Genomic DNA, 20438 nt, shown 5'->3' with positions numbered 1-20438 from the left:
AGTTATCTCGGGCGGGCTTGCCTACTACGGGCCGCTGCTGCAAGGCGTTCTGGCGCAAGAAAAAGGGCGGCCATTGCAACAATGGCCGCCCTGCGGGGCGTATTGACAATCAGCGTCGGCGATAGAGACCCGGATCCACCTCTTCGTAGTGGCTGGTCAGGTATTGATAGAAGGCGAGATGGGAAGGGGAGCTCGGTTTTTTCAGCTCCTCGCTCACCCGGTCCGGCTTGGCGATGATGAACTTCGGAGTCTGGCGCTGGATATCGGCCAGCACCCGCTCACGCACGTCATAGGGCGGATTGACGTTGGCAAAGAAGAGGTAGGCGGAAGCCGGCTGGCGATCGGTCCAGAGATAATATTGCGGCTGGATGCCATCGACCCAGATCTTGTCGCTCGGGCTGGTCTCGGCCTTGATGCGATCGACCCGTACCTGCGCCGCCGGATTGAAGGGGCGACCCTTGAGGGTCCCTTCCCAGGCGTTGTTGATCATCAGCAGCAGCATGGCCAGCGTCGCCAGCCAGGGGGTGGCACTGCGCACATCCCAGGCGCGCCAGAGGGGGATGAGGATCAGCACCGGCAGCGCCCACAGCAGGCTGGTGCCGAGCACCTCGTTGACTCGCTCGAGGGACCACTCCTTGGTGCTCCAGCCAAAGGCGAGCTGCTGGGCCAGCAGCCAGCTGGCGGTGAGTACCACCAGCGAGATGCAGAGCAGGCCGATCGCATCAGCCTGCTGTTCGCTGCGATCCAGTAATACTGCCAGCGGCAGCACTGCCAGTTGCAGATAGAGTACGTCGTAGTGATCGAACACATGGCCGGAGACCGAGTTGGCGATCAGGGTAAACAGCACCCCAAACAGGGTCGCCAGCAAGGCGGGCAGATACCACTCCTGACGGCGGCTCAGCATCAGAATGATGAAGGCGGGCAGCAGCATCACCAGGCCTGTGCGCAGCAGGCCGACGGCGCCCACCATGGGAGAGAAGCCGTTGCCATAGCTCCCCTCGAAGAAGATGTCGAAGGCGTAGTATTTGAAGGCCGCCAGCAGATCATGCTGCTGGAAGTAGGCGTAAAGCGGGCCGCCAATCAGCGCCAGCCCCAGCAGGCTGGAGATGAGCAGCAAGATAGCGTCGCGCCACTTCTCGTGCAGGCACCAGTGGCAGAACAGCACCAGATACCAGGCCCCCCAGAAGGCGCCGTTGTTGGTGCGCATCCAGGCGACGATGGCGAAGGTGAGGGCCGCCACCAGCGCGGGCCACCAGCGAAATCCCTTGTCCAGCAGCAGGGTGATAAAGGCCCACTGGGCGATGAGGGCGAGATGGAAGGTCCAGTCCTCGGTCATGTTGCCGTAGTAGTAACGGGTACCGTAGAGGGCCAACACCGCCAGCATGGCACCGAGACGCGCCTTGAACGAGAGGCCAAGTTGGGCAAAGGCTTGCCAGCTGGCTAGCAGTCCGAGCCAGCATAGCACCCACTCCAGCGCCCAGATCCCGACAAAACCACCCATTCCATAGCCCAGCGCATCGAGGGCGAAGATCATCGGCCCCTTGATGTCGATCATGTCGCGATAGAGCACACCCCCTTCGCTCCACATCTTGCCCATCACCGCGAACAGCGAGGCATCAAAGCCCGGCGCCATGGCGTAAACAAGCGGGTTGCGCAGACAGAAGAGCAGCGCCAGCAGGGCGGTCAGCAGCACGATGGCTGGCTTGATGCCCGGGTTGACGCGAGGGGGAGTGAAACGGATGGAGTGATTCATGAAGTCGCCTGTTCCTGCAGCTGGTCTTGAAAGCGGGCCTATCTTGCCGAGCTAGTGAGTACGATGCAATGGGGCGGGCCCGTGTGGGGAAAATATTCTCGAAAAAGCCCGGTTCTGGAAGGAAACCGGGCGCTGGCTGCGGCAATATAGGCCATCAGGGGGATGTGGCAAAGGCATCCCCCGATATCAACTGAAGTACTCAACCAGAGGCGGCTGCGCTTCCAGCGCTGGCAGGTGGCGAGCCCAGCGGATAAAAGCATCGGCCAGGGTGATGCCGAGCTCCTGGTTGTGCTGGGTCAGGGTACGCGCCAGTGCGGTGTAACCCTCCTTGCCGGAGGCGGTATAGGCGCTTGACACCCCCCGATAGACCTGTTCGGCATTGACCGTTTGCCACTGGCAGGGGGCGGCTTCCCACTCCAGTCGGGTGATGCGCTGGCCCTTGGGCAGATTGGCCTGATAGGTGAATCGTATTCCCGCAGTGTAGGGGAAGCTGCCGTTACCATTGCCGACCACGCCGTTATTGGTGGCGTTGTCGATGGCATTCTCCAGCGCTTCCGCCAACTCGTGACCGTGCACCCGATAGAGGGTGAGGGGAATGGCAAACGGCAGCAGGCGACCGGCGATATCCGCTTCGCTCAGGGGGCCAGGCTCCAGCGAGCAGCGCACGCCGCCAGCATTGTGCAGGGCAAAGTCTACCTCACCCACTTGTTCACGGGCGGCGGTCAGCATGGCGCGGGCCACCAGCGGGGCGAGTTGGCTGCCATGGGGCAAGGTGGCATCCGGCAGCCGCTGATGGTGCAGTGGCGCTGCCAGTCGGGTGACGATGCGCTGGCTCATGGTCTCGATCTCTGGCCGATAGCGTTTGGCCAGATGTTGTTCAAGCTGTGGATCCGGCTCGCAGAAGGTGAGCCCGGCGGGTGGCGTGGAGGCGAACGGCCAGGGTTGCCAGGGGAGCCACTCCAGCTGCCCCTCACTTTGTACGACACGGCCCGCCTTATCGAAGGTGAGCTCGCAGACGCCGAGGCAGAGGGCGCTGTGGCCTGCGTGCAAAATGGCCACCCCGTTGTTCATCAGCGGATAGCTGCCTTCGCTTGGCAGACCCAGCGGCGCGAGATCCCCCAGCAGGCTGTGGGTGTGGCCACCGATGATCAGGCTGAGCTCGGGGAAATGCTCGGCCAGCAGCTTGTCCTGATCCAGCCCGAGGTGGCTCAGCAGCACGATATGCTGGATCCCTTCGCTCTTTATCTCCCGCAGCACTTTGCTGAGGGTGTCAGCCACTGCGTGGAAACGGGTGTGGGGATCCGGGTTGGCGATGGCGGCCATCTGGGCGAGGGTGATGCCGAGCAGCGCAAAGGGAACCCCGTCGATCACCTGACGATGCCAGGGCTGATGGGCGTCGTAGAGGTGGGGAATATCCCACAGCCCAAGCGGCGTGTCGGCAGGCTCCTGACTGTTATCCAGATTGGCGGCCAGCACCGGAAAATCGAGCTGGCGCAAGAACTCCACCAGCGGGCCGTTGCCTAGATCGAATTCGTGGTTGCCAAGTACCATGGCATCGGGGGCCAGCATGGCGAGCAGGTCGGCGTTGGCGCGCCCTTTGAAGCGGTTGAAATAGAGCGAGCCCTGAAAGGAGTCGCCACCGTGCAGAAACAGAAAACGCTGGCCAGCTGCTGCGGCTTGGGCACGCAGTTGGGTCAGTCGGGTCAGGATCCGGGCATAACCGCCGCACTGGGTGCGCCACTGGCCTTCACCGACAGGGGAGAAGCTCATGGGCGCGCCATCGAAGTGGGAGTGGCAATCACTGAAATGGGCAAGTTGAACCGTAATACTCATCTCGGTCCTCCTTAGGGGGGAAATGAGCACCGAGTCTACTGCAAAGGGGGGGGAGGATACCAGCCCGGCAGGATGCCGGGCTGGCCAGTGATCAGGCGGGTACCATGATCTGGGTGGCGACGATCACCACCAGCAGGCCGACGGCGACCGGCATACTGGTGCGCTTGACCACCTCGAACGGCGAGAGCTTACCCATCCCGGCACAGGCGACCACCACCCCGGAGACTGGAGAAATGGTGCGACCCAGGTTGGAGGCTTGCAGCATCGGGATTACCAGATAGGCCGGGTTGATGCCAAGGCTGCTGGCCAGATTGGGGATCAGCTCTACGAAGGCGTAGAAGGGGGCATTGCCCGAGCCGGTGGTGAAGGCGGCCAGGGTGGTGATCACCACCAGTGACAGCATCATGATCAGGCCGCCGGAGCCGAGATCCTGCGCGTGAGCCAGCAGGGTGTCGATAAAGCCGATGGTCATCAGACCCTGGGCGAAGACACCGGCACCGACCAGCAGCATGACCACACCGGCAAAGGCGTCAGCCATGTTGCGCCAGCAGACCTGCAGACCGTCCAGCAGCTCCTTGCCATTGCGGATACGCACGAGTTCCAGCAGGCTGGCCAACACCATGCACATGACGATGATGGTGACGATATCCAGTTGCGGGCCCCATTTGCCGTCAAACACCAGCACCCCGATGATGGGGGTAAAGGGCAGGATGGCGTAGAAAGCGGGCGCAGTCGTCACCAGATCACCCGGGGCGACCGGCTCGTTGTGCTCACCGGATTTTTGATCAAGGTAGCGCTGCCAGAAGAAGTGGGTCACCGCCATGCAGGCGATCGCCACCAGCGAGATGGGCAGGGTCAGCTTGAAGGCAAAATCCAGCAGCGGCATGTTGGCGGCCTGGGCGGCCATCACCACGTCACCGGAGGTCGGTGCCAGAATGATGGCGGCTGGCGAGGCGCACACGGCGGCTGCCGCGCCACGGGAGATCCCCATGTTGACCATCAGCGGGAACAGGGTGGCCATCAACAGCACGCCGAGGCCGGTGGCGGAGCTCACCGCCAGCGACATGGCGCAGGCCACCAGATAGGCAGCCACCAGCAGGACATAGGGGGACTTGATGATGCCAAGCGGTTTGCTGGCCAGCTTGACCAGAATGGTGTTGGCGCCGATATGGCTCATGTAGCCGGCAAAGCCGCACAGCACCATGATCAGCATCCCCAGTCCACCGCCACGGTCATTGAGCAGGAAGCGGACGTATTCGAAGATATCGGTTGCGATATAACCGGTGCTGACTACCTTGCTCGGCAGCACCGGCTTGCCCATCATGGCGGTGATGACCAGCAGCAGCAAGCCGCCGCTCAGCAGCACCCCGGTCGCGGAGTATCCTTTGAAAATGGCACGGCCCACCACCAGGGTGACCAGGGTGCCAACGATGAGTTCCAGCATATGTTGCCTTCTGATTGGATGAGAGTGGAGGGAGTCTATTCCGATAGGGGTAGAGTGGCGACTGGAAACAGGATGTTGTGTGAGCTAAATCAACGTTTAACCCCATGAACAGAATTAAAGAAAGGTAAAGGTACTTTACCCAGCGGGTTTGGCTACCTACCCTTGCCAGCCTTGGTTGTCTTTTGAGGCTTTTATATGGTGATTGGTGATTTTTCAGGCATTAAACGCTCTCTTTTCCTGCTCGCGATGCTATTTTCACCTACTTGCGTGTTTGCAGTAACCAATGACGGTTTTCATCAAACCGGTCCTCATCAGGCGGTCGCCATGCGGCGTCTCATGGCTCCTCACTCTTACGGCGTACTGGTGGTTGCCGAGGGGAAGAAACCCCGTTTTGCCGCGCTGGCATCCAAAACCACCGAAGCAAACTGCCTGGCCCGTCATGCCATTCGGGTAGATGGGGTCGCGCTGCTGGTCACCCCGAGATTCTATGCCAAAGAGGAAAAACGGGGACTTTGCGAACTGTGGCTCAATGAGGGGGCAGATCAGGACTTTTTTGCCAACCGTCTTAAAAATGATCATTTTATTCAGATAGATGGTCATGACATCAATGTGAAAAACTATCACCTCAACTGGCAGCGCATCAGTCCTGCTGCTCAATAAAAATACAGTTTCATCCTTGTGCCATACTTTGCTCACGCAACCTGTGAGCTTGCTCTGATTTCTGGGCTCATCATTGTATTGCGCCGCCTCTTGGTCACACATAGGCTATACCCGTCATCTGTGTGGCGGTGGGTTTCACCAAGGTTGGTACTCCGCCCGTGCAATCAAGGAAGGTAGTCTGGCATGGTCAGCAAGGTTTATGGAGTAGTGGGGAGCGTGCTGTTGCTGTTACCCCTGATGAGTCAGGCTCAGCCGAGCCGGCCGCAAGTGGTGCCAGAGTCCCGCATCAATGTCCGTTTTTATGAGATAAGCGCTGCCCAGTCAGATCAACTGGCCCGAGCGATTGCCCAGAGTGCCCCCAAGGTGAACGGCAAGCCTGTTCTCGGCAAGGCGAGTTATCAGATGGAGTGGCAGTTGGAAACCGACCAGTTGCCGGGACGCTGCCAGCTCAAACGGGTTACGGTAACGACTCATGCCACCGTATTGTTGCCCCGCTGGCGTCAGAGTTCGGAGGGGAGTGACCCTGCTCGCCAACGCTGGGGGCGGCTGCTCTCCAGCATGTTTGACTATGAATCCCGTTTCAAAGAGATGGTGCTGCAAGGCGGAAATCAGGTGGGCGGGGCGATTGCGGCACTACCAGGCCATGCAGATTGCCAGGCATTGCGCTATGCCGCCTGGGCTGCGGGCAGTGGCGAATTGAACAAGGTTAAGGCAAGGGTAGACGATTTCCAGCGTCAGACTGGTTACGGCGAGCAGCTGGGTGTGCACTGGCCCAAGTGAGCGCTATCTCAAGACGCAATATCCAGCATCGCACGATTTGATAAATAGAATGGCCGCCCGATGGGCGGCCATTCTATTTGTTTACAGAGTCCGGTTTAGACCAGCGCTTTGCCCTTGAGCAGCTTGCGTACCCAGTAACGGGCTGGGTGGAGCGCTTCCAGCAGATCGGCGGCCAGCGGAAGGGGATCGCCGCAGATCTCGCTGGCGAGCAGCTCACCACAGAGCGGCGCCGAGCAGAGGCCTCGCGAACCGAGCGCCCCCAGCACATAGAGGCCGGGGTGAAGGGGGAGCGGCTGGGCGTTGTGCTGATCATGCTGCAGCTGCGCATAGTGATCCGCCAGACCTTGCAGTCTGGCCACTGGCCCCACCACCGGCAGGTGATCCCGACTGGCGCAACGCCCCCCCACGCGCGCCTCGTTGCCGCTCACATCCACCTCGGCGGGCCAGGTTTGCTCCGGCAGGCAGGCTTGCAACCGCACCTGATTCTGGATGTGCTCCTCGGCACGAAACTCAAGGCTGCTCTGGTTGCGGCCATAACTGGCACCGATGCAGTGTTGATCGTTGTGCATCGGGGTGAGGTAGCCATCATAACAGAGCACGGTCTTGAGCTGACGCAAGCTGGCCGTGGTCGGCACATGACTCACCTGACCACGCACTGGATAGAGGGGCAGCTCGGCAAAGGGGAGCAGTGCTGGCAACTGGTGACCGGCGGCGACCACCAGATTGGGGGCCTGCCAGTGGCGGCCATCCTGGCTTTCTACTTGCCAGCCATCGGCCTGCTCGGCAATGGCGACTACCTCGGTCTTGAACACGACCTCCAGCAGCCCGCTGGCTTGTGCTTCTTTGATAGCTGCGCGGGTGAAATCGGCCGGACAGAGCCAGCCCCCCTGCGGGTAACTGACGCCGCTGTGGCCACAGGGCAGGCCAACCACCTGCTCTACCTCTGCTGTAGAGAGGGAATGCATCAGTTCGGACGGGAAGGGGCCCTGGCTCATTTTCGCCAACTTGGCTGCCGATTTGTCGTCATAACTGAGCTGTGTCACTCCACATAATTCGAAAGCGATAGGATGGCGTTCGGCCAACGCCTGCAGCCGTTGGCGGGCATAGCCAAAAGCGAGCGAATAGAAGCGTGACAGCGCATCGTGCTCGCCGTTAAGCAGGGGATAGAGGGCACCCTGGCGGTTGCCCGAGGCGCCGGTGGCCGGTTCGCCATCTGCACACAGCAACGTCACCTTGCGACCCCGCTCCACCAGAGAGAGCGCCGTCATGGCCGAGGCGATGCCGCCGCCGATGATCACCACCTCGCCAGCGCGTCCGGCAGGACGGGCATACCAGGGGACTATGGTATGCTGCGGCTGCTTGTCGGTGCGATCCCCTACCAGCATCTCCCGCTTGCTACCGTGGCCCTTGACCTTCTTCATGGTAAAACCGGCGGCAATCAGGCCGCGACGGACAAAACCGGCACAGGTAAAGGTGGCGATGGAGCAATCGGGACGGGCGAGGCGAGCGAGACCATCAAACAGATCCTGTGTCCACATCTCCGGGTTCTTGGCCGGGGAGAAACCATCCAGATACCAGGCGTCCACCAGACCTTCTGCCCGGTGCGGTACCAGCGGCAGCATATCCTTGATGTCGCCAAACCAGAGATCGAGGCGAATGCGGCCGCCCGCAAAATGCAGGCGGTGGCAACCGGAAAGCGGCAGCGGCCATTGGGCGATAAGATCCTGACTCAAGTGGCCAAGTTCAGGCCAGGCAGCCAGCGCTTTGCGCAGATCGTCCCGGGTCAGGGGGTATTTCTCGAAACTGATGAAGTGCAGACGGGAGCCGTTGCCGGATTGAGGCGCCTGTTCCAGGAAGGCTTGCATTGTCGCCAGAAAGTTAAGGCCTGTGCCGAAACCTGTTTCACCTATCACGAAACTGTCACTATCGTGGTGCGAAAATCGCGCAGGTAGCCGGTTTTGCTGCAAAAAGACGTAGCGGGTTTCACTTAGACCGTTATCATTGGAAAAGTACACATCCCCGAAGTCACTGGAGACAGGAGTTCCCGCTTCATTCCAGTCCAATCGGGCATGATGTAAGGATGTTTGACTCACGTTTTCCTCGGCTCGCGTCACAAAATCGCGGGCATTCTACGTGAAAGCAGACCAGTTTGGCAGCCGAAAGCGGGTAGACTTGGCGCCAGTTTTTCCAGACGAGATGAATTAATGAGAAGAGCAGTGATCACCGGTATCGGCGTCATCTCCAGTATCGGCAACAACAAGGAAGAAGTGCTGGCCTCCCTGAAAGCAGGTAAATCCGGCATCACCTATTCCGAGCAGTTCGAGCAGCACAACCTGCGCAGCCGTGTCTGGGGTAACATCAAACTCGATCCGTCTGAACTGATCGACCGTAAAGTCATGCGTTTCATGGGCGACGCTGCGGCCTACGCCTATCTCTCCATGCAGCAGGCCATTGAAGATGCCGGTCTGGCGGAAGATCAGGTCTCCAACGAGCGTACCGGCCTGGTGGTCGGTTCTGGTGGTGCCTCCGGCAAGAATACCTCGGAATCTGTGGACATCGCCCGTGAGAAAGGGGTCAAGCGTGTGGGCCCTTACATGGTGCCGCGCACCATGTCTTCCACCACCTCTGCCTGTCTGGCCACCCCGTTCCAGATCAAGGGGGTTAACTACTCCATCAGCTCAGCTTGCGCAACCTCTGCCCACTGCATCGGTCACGCGCTGGAGCTGATCCAGCTTGGCAAACAGGATGTGGTCTTCGCCGGCGGCGGTGAAGAGCTGGACTGGTCCTCTACCATCCAGTTTGACGCCATGGGTGCCCTCTCCACCAAGTACAACGACACACCGGAAAAAGCGTCCCGTACCTATGATGCGAACCGCGACGGTTTCGTCATCTCCGGTGGCGGCGGCATTCTGGTGATCGAAGAGCTGGAGCATGCGCTGGCTCGTGGTGCTCACATCTATGCCGAGCTGACCGGTTACGGTGCTACCTCCGATGGTTATGACATGGTCGCGCCGAGCGGTGAAGGTGCTGTGCGTTGCATGAAGATGGCAATGCAGGGTGTGGGCAAGGTTGATTACATCAACACCCACGGCACCTCCACTCCGGTGGGAGATACCAAAGAGCTGGAAGCTATCCAGACGCTGTTTGGCGCCAACGGTCCCAAGATCTCTGCCACCAAGGCGATGACCGGCCATGCGCTGGGCGCTGCGGGCGTGCACGAGGCTGTCTACTCCCTGCTGATGATGGAACACGGCTTCATCGCCCCCAGCATCAACATCGAGACCCTGGACGAGAAGGCCGAAGGTCTGCCCATCGTGCGTGAGTACGAAGCAGCCGAGCTCAACACCGTCATGTCCAACAGCTTCGGCTTTGGCGGTACCAACGCCTCTCTGGTGTTCAGCAAGTTTAAAGGCTGATATCCGGTTTATATGAAAAAAGCGCCTCAGGGCGCTTTTTTTGTCTTCGGGATTTGCCATCAATCGTTGCAGAGCAGAGCAGAGCAGAGCAGAGCAGAGCAGAGCAGAGCAGAGCAGAGCAGAGCAGAGCAGAGCAGAGCATAGCAGAGCATCGACCATTGTGGAATAGGGGGAGTGGTTTGGTGGCAGATTTCAGCGCAGATGGGGGGCGCCACACCAATGAGCCTGCGCCGCACTTGGGAGAAAGGCAGATAGCAAGAAGGGAACCTGAGGCTCCCTTCTTTGTTAGCGGTAACTTGATGGCTGCTGGTTAGAACCAGAAGCCGATGATAAAGGAGCCTGCCAGCGTCAGCATCACGTTGGCCACCGCATAGGTACCTGCGTAGCCAAGCGCCGGAATGGAGCTGTTGGCGGCCTCGTTGACCACATCCATGGCGGGAGCGCAGGTACGGGCACCAGTAATGGCGCCAAGCAGCAGGGCCGGGTTCATCTTCAATACCCAGACCCCGAACAGGTAACCGACCAGCACCGGCAGGGTGGTGACCAGCATACCGGAGAAGAGTACCACGGCCCCCACTTCGCTCAGGTGATCGAGGATGCCGCCACCCGCCTTGAGACCGGTGCTCACCATAAAGACCGCCAGACCGAGATCCTTGGCCAGTCGCAGGGCGCCAGGTGGTACGTAACCCACGGTAGGGTGGTTAGCACGCAGATAGCCCATCAAAATACCTGCCAACAGCAGGCCGACGGCGTTGCCGAGACCAAATTCAATCTGACCGAACACCAGCGAGACGGAGCCGATCAGCAGCCCGAGTACGAAGAAGGTGGTGAAGGCCACCAGATCCGTGGTCTGGCTGTGGATGCTGATAAAGCCGATCTTGTTGGCCAGCAGTTTGACCCGCTGTTTCTCGCCACTGATCTGCAACACGTCACCCTTTTGCAGCATGATGTTGCGATCGAACGGCATCTCGATCTGGGAGCGGACCACCCGGTTGAGGAAGCACCCTTTTTCGGTGAGGTTGAGTTCCACCAGATGACGGCCGACCACTGCGTCGTTTTTCACCACTATCTCTTCGGTGACGATCTGCAGGTCGAGCAGGTTACGGTCAAACACCTCTTTACCGTTGCGATAGTTGACGTCCAGCTTCTCGTGGCTCTCGGGATAGCCTACCAGGGCGATCTCGTCCCCTTCCTGAATGACGGCATCCCCATCGGGACTGGCGAGAATGCCGTTACGGCGGATCCGCTCCACATAGCAGCCTGTGTGGGGGTAGATGCCGGTCTCCCGCAGGGTACGGCCACCGATCCAGGCCGCGAGCTCGGGACCAACCCGATAGGCGCGGATGATGGGCAGGTAGGTCTTGCGGCTGTCGCTGTCAGAGAGGCCCCGCTCACGGGCTATTTTCTGCGCCTCGGTGTTGAGGTCGAGTCGTGCCAGCGAGGGGAGGTAGCGAACCACCAGCATCAGGCCCACCAGACCGACCAGATAGGTCAGGGCATAGCCGATGCCCATGTTGTCGAGCACCGCCTGCATGTCGGTCTGATGGGGCAGATTGAGCAGACCGCTGCGCAGGGCATCCTGGGCACCTACCAGCGCGGGTGTCGAGGTGAGAGAACCAGCCAGGATCCCCGCTGCCATGCCCGGTCCCAGATTGAAGAACTTGGCCAGCCCCACCGTCAGCAGTAGGGCCGTCAGCAAGATCACCAGGGTCAGGGTGATGTAGTGGATGCCATCGCGCAGGAAGACGCTGAAGAAGTGAGGGCCAGCCTCGATCCCCACACAGAAGATGAACAGCATAAAGCCGACGTTTTCTGTGGTGGCCGTAAACTCGAAGCCCATCTGGCCGAACAGCAGGGCGGTGAACAATACGCCGATGGTGTTGCCAATCTGAAAGTTGCCAATTCGCACCTTGCCAAGCAGCAGGCCAAAAGCCAGTACCACGAAGAGCAGCAGGGAGTCGCTTTGATGTAGCAGTGTCACAAAATCTATGGTCATGCCCGGAAAAACCGAGGAAAAAAGTGGGGCCGATATTGTGCCGGATCTATCCCCAATAAAGAAGCGCAAAGGGACGATTAATCGGTCGTTATTGGGCGCTATTTATGACGCTGGTGGCGTGATAGGGAGACACGCGAATGAAATCAGGGGATTTTTACTGCCATTGCCGATGTCAATTAGTGAAATATGCTGCCCGCTACCGAAGCTCTTTGGCGCAGGCAGATATTTTAGATTCTGCTGTCCAGCCGGTCGACAGGGATCAGTTTCAGCAGATTCAACCGATAGCAGTCATTGCTGGCAGAGGGCCAAATCAGGTTGATATCTACTCACCCGCCCTCGGGGAAAGGGTTGGCAAAAAGATACCTCCGAAAAGTGCCAATAGAGCCTATCACCCCGCTGTTCCTGAGGGGGCAAAAAAACAGCATAAAATCAGGTTGGCCAGCAAAATGACTCTTCGTCGGGGGCTATCACGGGCAATCCCGCGTCCTGACAGGGTTTGCTGTACTTACCCACAGAATCTGTGGATAACCCTGTTTATGAATCTTGTTCATCGCCCTCAAAGCCGCGCCAGTACTGGGATGCAAGGGCTGTTCAAAAAATACCGGAAGAAAAATGTTTGCATAAAAATCAAATAGTTAGGTGTGACAGGAGAAAACTCTGTCGAGCCGGAACGGGTAACAAAAGGGAGCATCGGCAGCAGGAAGGATCTTGTGCATTAAATTTGGCAGGAGAGGGCACTAAAGTGGATAACTTGCACCGAGATGGTGAGGAATTGGCTCCCCCGACTGGACTTGAACCAGTGACATACGGATTAACAGTCCGCCGTTCTACCGACTGAACTACGGGGGAACATCATGCAAGGAGGGGCATCATACAGAAGGTGTCCGAGGTGGTCAAGCCATTCGCGGGATGATGGCGCGGGTATACCGCTGCCAAACCCTCGGTTACACTGCTCCTCTGCTGTTTTGTGTTGGGAGTGTTCATGAGCAAATTGTTCAAGTTAGCCAGCCAGTTTAAACCCGCCGGGGATCAGCCTGCGGCGATTGCCCAACTGCTCGACGGCATCGAGTCAGGACTGGCCCACCAGACCCTGCTCGGGGTGACCGGTTCGGGCAAGACCTTCACCATGGCTAATGTCATCGCGACCCTCAACCGCCCCACCATGATTCTGGCGCCCAACAAGACCCTGGCCGCCCAGCTCTACGGCGAGATGAAGGAGTTCTTCCCGGATAATGCAGTGGAGTATTTCGTCTCCTACTACGACTACTATCAGCCGGAAGCCTATGTGCCGACCACCGACACCTTCATCGAGAAGGATGCCTCCATCAACGATCACATCGAGCAGATGCGATTGTCGGCCACCAAGGCACTGCTGGAGCGGCGCGACGTGGTGATTGTCGCCTCGGTATCGGCTATCTATGGTCTGGGGGATCCCCAAGCTTATCTGAGCATGATGCTGCATCTCAAAGTGGGGGATGTGATCAACCAGCGGGATATCCTGCGCCGTCTTGCCGAATTGCAGTACACCCGCAACGACATGGCCTTCCAGCGCGGTACCTTCCGGGTACGCGGCGAGGTGATCGACATCTACCCCGCCGAATCGGACAAGCTGGCGCTGCGGGTAGAGCTGTTTGATGAGGAGGTGGAGCGGCTCTCCCTGTTCGACCCGCTGACCGGCGCCATTGAGCAGACGGTGGTGCGCTACACCATCTACCCCAAGACTCACTATGCCACCCCGCGAGAGACTATCCTGGGGGCTATCGAACATATCAAGGAAGAGCTGCGCAGCCGCCGCGTGCAGCTGTTGTCCCTCAACAAACTGGTGGAGGAGCAGCGGATCAGCCAGCGCACCCAGTTCGATATGGAGATGATGCAGGAGCTGGGCTACTGCTCCGGCATCGAGAACTACAGCCGCTACCTTTCCGGCCGTGCGCCGGGGGAACCGCCACCCACCCTGTTTGACTACCTGCCGGGGGACGGCCTGCTCATCATCGACGAGTCCCACGTCACGGTGCCGCAGATCGGCGCCATGTTCAAAGGGGACCGCTCCCGCAAGGAGACCCTGGTGGAATACGGCTTTCGGCTCCCCTCGGCGCTCGACAACCGGCCACTCAAGTTTGACGAATTTGAAGCGCTGATGCCGCAGACAGTGTTTGTCTCGGCGACTCCCGGCCCCTACGAGCTGGAGAAGTCCGGCGGCGATGTGGTACAGCAGGTGGTGCGCCCCACCGGCCTGCTCGATCCGGAGATCGAGGTGCGTCCGGTGACTACTCAGGTTGACGATCTGCTCTCCGAGATCCGCAAGCGGGTTGCCATCGAGGAGCGGGTGCTGGTCACTACGTTGACCAAGCGGATGGCGGAGGATCTGACCGAATATCTGGCGGAGCACGGGGTCAAGGTGCGCTATCTCCACTCCGACATCGATACCGTAGAGCGGGTGGAGATCATCCGCGATCTGCGTCTCGGCAAGTTCGATGTGCTGGTGGGCATCAACCTGTTGCGGGAAGGTCTCGATATGCCGGAGGTGTCGCTGGTGGCCATTCTGGATGCGGATAAAGAGGGCTTCCTGCGCTCTACCCGCTCGCTGATCCAGACCATCGGTCGGGCGGCGCGCAACCTCAACGGCAAGGTCATCCTCTACGGCGATACCATCACCAACTCCATGAAGGTGGCAATCGAGGAGACCGAGCGGCGCCGCGCCTTGCAGCATGCCCACAACCTCAAGCACGGCATTACTCCCAAAGGGCTCAACAAGTCGGTGGGGGATGTGATGGACATGGGGGGCAGCCGCACTGCAGGCAAAGTGGGCAAGGGGAGTCGCAAGGCCGCCGAACCGCAAGGGGAGTACCATGTCCGCTCTGCCAGCGAGATTGCCAAAGAGATCAAGCGGATGGAGGAGCAGATGTTCCAGCATGCGCAAGATCTGGAATTCGAGCAGGCGGCGGCACTGCGGGATCAGATCCAGCGGTTGCGCGGCGAGCTGATCGAGTCATGAGCCGCAAACGCTGGGTTGTCTGGCAACGACTGTGTCGTCTCTATCATGGCTTTCGCCATCCCGCTACCCCCTGGTGGGCAAGGGGCCTGGTGATCCTTATCCTGCTCTATGGCATCAGCCCGGTGGATCTTGTTCCCGACGTGGTGCCCTTGCTGGGTTGGTTCGATGACGTGACCCTGCTGCTGGTGTTGCTGTGGGGTTGGGAGCGTTGCCTTCCCCCCGCCGTGCGCAGCGATCTGGAACAGGCCTCCTAGTTCCCCTTTTCAACACGACGCTCTGCATCTCTCTTTGTGCTCCCACCCTCGAAGGAAGCGGAAAAACGGTTTCATTTGAAGGTGAGCACAGCAGGATGAAAAAGAGGCTGACCCAGAGATTGTCGCCCGAATGGCATTGGCGTAGACTCCACGCCGTTCACTTTATGGGTATGGAAAAAATGGATCTGATCCTCTTTGCAATCGACTTTATCCTGCACGTTGACGTGCATTTGAAAGAGCTGTTCGAGAACTATGGCGTCTGGGTTTACGCCATCCTGTTTCTGATCATCTTCTGTGAAACCGGGTTGGTAGTGACGCCGTTCCTGCCGGGTGACTCCCTGCTGTTTGCCGCCGGTGCGCTTACTGTGGGCAGCGTGCTGGACGTCCATACCCTGGCGGCCGTGCTGATCATCGCTGCCGTGCTGGGCAACGTGGTCAACTACACCATTGGTCACTTCTTTGGCGAGCAGCTGTTCCGCAACCCGGACTCCAAAATCTTCCGCCGGGATTATCTGGAGAAGACCCACGCCTTCTATGCCAAGCATGGTGGCAAGACCATCATCATCACCCGCTTCCTGCCAATTGTGCGTACCTTTGCGCCGTTCGTGGCAGGGATGGGGGCCATGACCTATCCGCGCTTCCTGGCGTTCAACCTGGTTGGCGGCCTGCTGTGGGTACTCTCCTTCGTCTATGCTGGCCACTTCTTTGGCAATCTGCCGGTGGTGCGTCATAACTTTACCCTGCTGATCTTCGGCATCATCGGTATCTCCCTGTTGCCTATGGTAATTGGCGCAGTCAAGGCCAAGATGAGCACTGCCAGGGCGTAACCAGAAATACGGTCAGCCAGAACGAGAAAGGGGGAGCCATGATGGCTCCCCCTTTTTATCTCCACACGGCCATGATGATCAGTTGCAGCAACGCCCTTTCACCAGATTGCCGATGGCCACCACGGTGAAGACCAACAGGTAAGCGGCGAAGATGACGACCAGCCACTGGGGCATGGAGTAACCGAAGAACTGCCAGGTGATCTGGGCACAATCCCCTTCCGGCATAAAGAGCCAGGGGAGCCACTGATCGAGCGGAGCCCAGCTCGGGAAGTCGGCAAACGGGCTGCAGACGTTGAATGGGGAGGGGTTAACCTGATAGTCCACATGCTTGAGGGCCAGCTGGAAGCCACGGAAGGCACTGTAGCCCCACAGCAACATGGCACTCCAGCGAACATACCACTTATCCGGCGCCACCATGCCGAGCAGACCGGCGGCCAGCACACCCAGGGTCGCCAACCGTTCGTAAACACACATCACGCACGGGGAGAGGCCCAGCACATGCTGGAAGAAGAGGGCGCACAACTCGAGGAACAGGGCTGATGCTGCCAACAGACCCCAAGCCAGCCGATGGGCGGCGATACGGCGGAGAAACTCGATCATCTCATTGATCTCTCAGAAAAAACAGTGGCTGAATTAGAGCAGAGCGGGGCAGAAAAGAAAAGGGCCCTGAAAGGGCCCTCGGAAACCGTCGCAACGGATTAATGCAGCGCTGGCTGTACCGCTGGCAGCGCACTCTCCATCACCAGCCATCCGTGCTGATAGAACCATTCGGTGGCAGGGCCAAGCAGTAATTCGACAGAGAAAAAGCCGACCAGCCCCAGCACCAATGTGTAGGGTAGCGCCATCCAGACCATGCGGCCATAGGAGAGGCGCAGCAGCGGCGCCAATGCCGAGGTGAGCATAAACAGGAAGGCGGCCTGACCATTGGGGGTGGCGACCGATGGCAGGTTGGTACCTGTGTTGATGGCTACCGCCAGCAGATCGAACTGGGCGCGGTCGATGGCACCGTTGAGCAGAGCAGTCTTCACCTCATTGATGTAGACGGTGCCGACAAAGACGTTGTCACTGACCATGGAGAGTAGACCGTTGGCTACATAGAAAAGCGCCAATTGTTGCTCTTGTTCCGCCGAAAGAACCCACTGGATCACCGGCTTGAACAACTGCTGATCGATGATGACGGCGACCACGCTGAAAAACACAGCCAGCAGGGCGGTAAAGGGCAGCGCCTCTTCAAAGGCCTTGCCCAGAGCATGCTCTTCGGTAATTCCGGTGAACGAGGTTGCCAGCACGATGACCGAGAGGCCAATCAATCCTACCGCTGCAAGATGCAGAGCCAGGCCGACGATTAACCAGATGGCGATCAGAGCCTGTACCATCAGCTTGGCCTTGTCCTGCTGGGTGCGTTTGGCATTCTCATGCAGGTTGTACTCCTCCATGATGGCGCGCACCGACTCCGGCAATTTGGCACCATAACCGAACCATCCCATCTTCTCGACCAGCACACAGGTAAGCAAACCGCAAATAAAGACGGGGAGCGAGACGGGGGACATACGAATGGCAAACTCGCCAAAGTGCCAGCCAGCCTGCTCGCCGATGATGAGGTTTTGCGGCTCGCCCACCAGGGTGCAGACACCACCCAGCGCGGTACCGATGGCGGCATGCATCATCAGGCTGCGCAGGAAGGCGCGGAACTGCTCGAGAGCCTGATAGTGGTCTTCCTTTACTTCCTGATCATGGGTGTGGTCATGTGCATGTCCAAATCCCTTGCCGGACGAGACCTTGTGATAAATGGCATAAAAGCCGGTGGCGACGCTGATCACCACGGCAATCACGGTCAGGGCATCGAGAAAGGCTGACAGGAAGGCGGAGACCAGACAGAAGGAGAGGGAGAGCAGGATCTTGGAACGTACGCCGATCAGCAGCTTGGTGAAGACATAGAGCAGCAGCTGCTTCATGAAATAGATGCCTGCCACCATGAACACCAGCAACAGCAGCACTTCGATATTCGCGACCAGCTCGTGCTTGACCTGATCGGCGGAGGTCATGCCGATCAACACGGCTTCGATCGCGAGCAGACCACCTGGTTGCAGGGGGTAGCACTTGAGGGCCATGGCCAGGGTGAAGATAAACTCAACGACCAGTAACCAGCCCGCAATGAAAGGATCAAGGTGGAAGGCAATCGGATTGATCACCAGAAATAGCAAGATGGCGCTTTTATACCACTGTGGTGCATTGCCCAAGAAGTTCTTGGCGAATGCCTGCCCTAGGCTTATTGGCATGATAATGGGTCTCAACTTTGTTGTTAGGATCTGCTTCTATGCAGTCAAGGATGATTCGACCTGTGCCTCCGGATGTTGGCCTTTATCTGTCTGATTCCTCGTGATTTTAATCAAAAAGCGTGACGATTATAAATGATAGCCGATGGATCTCTGCCCATGTGTCTGTTTTATAACCACCTTGTCGGGGTTGGCTGGCTCCCTCGTGGCGATTAGATACATATTCCCAACACTATATTTGCCATATGTGAGCAGAGGACTGACCTTATGCTTGCCAGCCATCATCGCTTTGATATCATTCGTCAGCCTTTTTACGCATTACAACAGAGTCAATTCATGGTTATAAAAGCGCAGAGCCCAGCTGGGTTTGCCGAGGAATACATCATCGAGTCCATCTGGAACAATCGCTTTCCTCCCGGATCTATTCTGCCCGCCGAGCGTGAATTATCCGAGTTGATCGGGGTGACGCGGACGACCTTGCGGGAAGTGCTGCAGCGACTGGCCCGTGATGGCTGGTTGACCATACAGCATGGCAAGCCGACCAAGGTGAACAATTTCTGGGAAACCTCCGGCCTCAATATTCTGGAGACCTTGGCTCGTCTGGATCAGGACAAGGTACCTGATCTGATAGCTCAGCTGCTCTCCGCCCGAACCCACATCTGCACCATCTTTATCCGCGGGGCGATCCGTCACAATCCGGAACAGGCCGCCGAGATCCTGCGTGGCGCAGATGGGGTCGAGAACAACGCACAGGCTTATGCCGAGTTCGATTATCGCCTGCACCACCAGCTGGCGTTTGCTTCCGGCAATCCGATCTACGCCCTGATCCTGAACGGTTTCAAAGGGTTGTACAGCAGAGTCGGCAGCTACTACTTCTCCGACAAGCAGGCCCGCGAGACCGCAGATGCCTACTACAAGACCCTGCTCAATCTGGCGGAGACCAAGAACCACGAAGCCGTGTTCATGACGGTGCGTCAGTACGGTATCGAGTCCGGCAAGCTGTGGACCCGTCTGCGTCAGGACATGCCAAGCGATCTGTGCGATAACTGATCCCTTGCCTGTGCTGTCCAAGAAACGCGCCATCCGGCGCGTTTTTTTATCCTGCCGTGTTTGTGTCTATCCTTTATTTGCGGTGGTAATTGCTTGAACTGCATGGATATTTGGTCAAAAAGCTTGATCCAGCGCAAATGAACCCTGCATTTATCACTTTGGTGGCATAGGACCCAACCGCTGATTGAGGTCAAATGGAGGCATCAAGAGCGGAGCCAATATCCGCCAGAAGGAACACACCTTTCACCGGATGAAGGACACAACAATGAGTCTTCTTGAACACACCATCTGGACAGTACTGGGATACGGGGCCATGCCCTTTATCTTTCTGAGCGGATTCGTGGCGGTGGCAGTGACCTGTTGCATGCTGCTGAACGCGTTCGGGGTACAGTCCGCCGAGAAGTGAGTCGCTTCTCCATGCCGCCAAATGCCAGTCTTCGGACTGGCATTTGTTTTTTGTGTTTTTTAAAGCACTTATACCGGCAGGGAAGGGGAAATCTTTGGTCAGGATGGTCGAACCTGCCGCCGATTTTGATTACACTGGCGCCCGTATTTCCCACTCACCCTTCTCTTATCAGGTGTTCAAGGTTTTCTATGGCTCTCAAGGCAACCGTATTCAAGGCCCAGATCAGTTTGTCTGATATGGATCGCAATCTGTATCAGGATTTCTCCCTCACGCTGGCGCGCCACCCCTCCGAAACCGATGAGCGGATGATGATCCGGCTGGCGGCTTTTGCCTGGCACGCCGCCGAGCGACTGGAATTCACCAAGGGATTGAGCGCCGATGATGAACCCGAGCTCTGGTGCAAGAACTACTCGGACGAAATAGAGCTCTGGATCGAGCTGGGCCAACCCGATGAAAAACGGCTCAAAAAAGCCTGCAACCGCGCCCGTCAGGTGGTGCTCTACCTCTACGGCGGTCGTGGCACCAGCGTCTGGTGGAAGCAGAACCAGGGCAAGCTGAGCCAGCATGACAACCTCAGCATCATCGAACTCTCCGACAGCCAGACTCTGCCGCTCACCGCCATGGTCGAGCGCACCATGCAGCTCACCTGCACTATCTCCGATGGTCAGCTCTGGGTAAGTAACGGCGCACTGGAAGTGACGCTGGATCCGGTGGTGCTGATGGGCAAACCGGCCCGCGAACTGTAACG

General features: G+C 58.5%; 17 protein-coding genes and 1 tRNA gene. 10 read left to right on the top strand and 8 right to left on the bottom strand.

Features of this window, described 5'->3' with window-relative positions; all coding sequences use genetic code 11:
* Window positions 1–109 precede the first annotated feature (109 nt).
* The 3 genes from G5171_RS02950 to dcuC all read right to left on the bottom strand — a co-directional run bounded on the left by G5171_RS02950 (window position 110) and on the right by dcuC (window position 5030).
* Complete coding sequence (locus G5171_RS02950; protein WP_421210163.1) at window positions 110–1753, bottom strand: hypothetical protein; 1644 nt, start codon at window positions 1751–1753, stop codon at window positions 110–112.
* Window positions 1754–1939: 186 nt separating this feature from the next.
* A complete protein-coding gene (locus G5171_RS02945; protein WP_421250045.1) occupies window positions 1940–3586 on the bottom strand; it encodes a bifunctional metallophosphatase/5'-nucleotidase in 1647 nt (548 codons plus the stop codon).
* A 91-nt stretch (window positions 3587–3677) separates the two neighbouring features.
* Window positions 3678–5030 (bottom strand): anaerobic C4-dicarboxylate transporter DcuC, encoded by a 1353-nt coding sequence (gene dcuC, locus G5171_RS02940; protein WP_203116837.1) that lies wholly within the window; start codon window positions 5028–5030, stop codon window positions 3678–3680.
* A 195-nt stretch (window positions 5031–5225) separates the two neighbouring features.
* Between dcuC and G5171_RS02935 the strand changes: the two genes are divergently transcribed.
* A complete protein-coding gene (locus G5171_RS02935) occupies window positions 5226–5690 on the top strand; it encodes a hypothetical protein (RefSeq protein WP_421250046.1) in 465 nt (154 codons plus the stop codon).
* A gap of 183 nt (window positions 5691–5873) precedes the next feature.
* The gene (locus tag G5171_RS02930) at window positions 5874–6470 is read left to right on the top strand and encodes a DUF922 domain-containing protein (RefSeq protein WP_337073813.1); all 597 of its coding nucleotides are present in this window, start codon (window positions 5874–5876) and stop codon (window positions 6468–6470) included.
* Between the two features lie 95 nt (window positions 6471–6565).
* Here the strand turns inward: G5171_RS02930 and mnmC are convergent, their stop codons facing one another.
* The gene (mnmC, locus tag G5171_RS02925; protein WP_421259796.1) at window positions 6566–8584 is read right to left on the bottom strand and encodes a bifunctional tRNA (5-methylaminomethyl-2-thiouridine)(34)-methyltransferase MnmD/FAD-dependent 5-carboxymethylaminomethyl-2-thiouridine(34) oxidoreductase MnmC; all 2019 of its coding nucleotides are present in this window, start codon (window positions 8582–8584) and stop codon (window positions 6566–6568) included.
* A 90-nt stretch (window positions 8585–8674) separates the two neighbouring features.
* Between mnmC and fabB the strand changes: the two genes are divergently transcribed.
* A complete protein-coding gene (fabB, locus tag G5171_RS02920) occupies window positions 8675–9886 on the top strand; it encodes a beta-ketoacyl-ACP synthase I (RefSeq protein WP_100645761.1) in 1212 nt (403 codons plus the stop codon).
* Between the two features lie 310 nt (window positions 9887–10196).
* Here the strand turns inward: fabB and G5171_RS02915 are convergent, their stop codons facing one another.
* Entirely contained in the window at window positions 10197–11882 is a 1686-nt protein-coding gene (locus G5171_RS02915) for an aspartate:alanine antiporter (protein WP_005345980.1), read from the bottom strand.
* 137 nt (window positions 11883–12019) lie between these two features.
* On the opposite strand from G5171_RS02915, the gene G5171_RS02910 reads away from it, so the two are divergent.
* Window positions 12020–12517, top strand: a complete 498-nt coding sequence (locus tag G5171_RS02910) for a hypothetical protein (RefSeq protein WP_216978859.1) — start codon at window positions 12020–12022, stop codon at window positions 12515–12517.
* Window positions 12518–12655: 138 nt separating this feature from the next.
* On the opposite strand, the gene G5171_RS02905 is transcribed toward G5171_RS02910, so the two are convergent.
* A tRNA-Asn gene (locus G5171_RS02905) sits at window positions 12656–12731 on the bottom strand.
* 133 nt (window positions 12732–12864) lie between these two features.
* Between G5171_RS02905 and uvrB the strand changes: the two genes are divergently transcribed.
* The 3 genes from uvrB (at window position 12865) to G5171_RS02890 (ending at window position 15958) form a co-directional block, all read left to right on the top strand.
* A complete protein-coding gene (gene uvrB, locus G5171_RS02900) occupies window positions 12865–14877 on the top strand; it encodes an excinuclease ABC subunit UvrB (RefSeq protein ID WP_421259795.1) in 2013 nt (670 codons plus the stop codon).
* Window positions 14874–15131, top strand: a complete 258-nt coding sequence (locus tag G5171_RS02895) for a YkvA family protein (RefSeq protein WP_421250049.1) — start codon at window positions 14874–14876, stop codon at window positions 15129–15131. The genes uvrB and G5171_RS02895 overlap by 4 nt, the downstream gene beginning before the upstream one ends.
* A 179-nt stretch (window positions 15132–15310) precedes the next feature.
* Window positions 15311–15958, top strand: a complete 648-nt coding sequence (locus tag G5171_RS02890; RefSeq protein WP_040069761.1) for a DedA family protein — start codon at window positions 15311–15313, stop codon at window positions 15956–15958.
* A gap of 78 nt (window positions 15959–16036) precedes the next feature.
* Here G5171_RS02890 and dsbB read toward each other — a convergent pair whose 3' ends face one another.
* Both dsbB and nhaB read right to left on the bottom strand, forming a co-directional pair.
* Entirely contained in the window at window positions 16037–16558 is a 522-nt protein-coding gene (gene dsbB, locus G5171_RS02885; RefSeq protein WP_005336895.1) for a disulfide bond formation protein DsbB, read from the bottom strand.
* A 98-nt stretch (window positions 16559–16656) separates the two neighbouring features.
* A complete protein-coding gene (gene nhaB / locus G5171_RS02880; RefSeq protein WP_216962989.1) occupies window positions 16657–18237 on the bottom strand; it encodes a sodium/proton antiporter NhaB in 1581 nt (526 codons plus the stop codon).
* A 333-nt stretch (window positions 18238–18570) separates the two neighbouring features.
* Between nhaB and fadR the strand changes: the two genes are divergently transcribed.
* From fadR to G5171_RS02865, 3 genes are all read left to right on the top strand, one after another.
* On the top strand, window positions 18571–19284 hold the full coding sequence (gene fadR, locus G5171_RS02875; protein ID WP_026034983.1) for a fatty acid metabolism transcriptional regulator FadR: 714 nt from the start codon (window positions 18571–18573) through the stop codon (window positions 19282–19284).
* A gap of 265 nt (window positions 19285–19549) precedes the next feature.
* A complete protein-coding gene (locus G5171_RS02870) occupies window positions 19550–19690 on the top strand; it encodes a TIGR02808 family protein (protein ID WP_005345965.1) in 141 nt (46 codons plus the stop codon).
* A gap of 188 nt (window positions 19691–19878) precedes the next feature.
* The gene (locus tag G5171_RS02865; RefSeq protein WP_005336887.1) at window positions 19879–20436 is read left to right on the top strand and encodes a YaeQ family protein; all 558 of its coding nucleotides are present in this window, start codon (window positions 19879–19881) and stop codon (window positions 20434–20436) included.
* Window positions 20437–20438 lie beyond the last annotated feature (2 nt).

Origin of the sequence: Aeromonas sp. 600774 (assembly GCF_049175075.1) — a bacterium.
Classification (GTDB): Bacteria; Pseudomonadota; Gammaproteobacteria; order Enterobacterales; family Aeromonadaceae; genus Aeromonas; species Aeromonas veronii_A.
The sequence above is the reverse complement of the archived record's forward strand: the minus strand, read 5'-3'. Positions and strand labels throughout refer to the sequence as shown.